The sequence below is a fragment of the Cohnella baijiui genome (genome assembly GCF_020731285.1).
Taxonomy (GTDB): domain Bacteria; phylum Bacillota; class Bacilli; order Paenibacillales; family Paenibacillaceae; genus Cohnella.
In genome coordinates this window covers 1-315 of sequence record NZ_JAJFOW010000199.1, presented here as the reverse complement: position 1 = coordinate 315, position 315 = coordinate 1, and the positions used below count along the sequence as shown (strand labels likewise).

1 pseudogene is annotated in these 315 nt (G+C 49.8%); it reads right to left on the bottom strand.

The features are described 5' to 3' along the window. Positions 1-259, bottom strand: a pseudogene (locus LKX83_RS32305) (hypothetical protein); the annotation flags it as partial. Positions 260-315 lie beyond the last annotated feature (56 nt).

Here is a 315-nt window from a genome sequence, read left to right as displayed (position 1 = left end):
GATCAACAATGCGTGAGCCAACGAATACAGGAACGGCCCCAGCCATCCGAATCTTAAATCCATGCGCAGCAAGATAGGCATGCTTCATAGGAGATGGTGGCACGATATGTGTAGAACCAGCATACGTACTCGAATCACCTGCCGTAACATTGATGAAATCAACCCGTGTCTGCTCAACCAGGTATTCCACAATACGTACAGCATCTGCTACTGTTGCCCCGTCCATCGTCATCTCATCCGCACTCATGCGGATGCCCACCGTATACTCTTCTCCTACTGCCTTCCATACACGCTTCATCACCTCTACAATGAAGC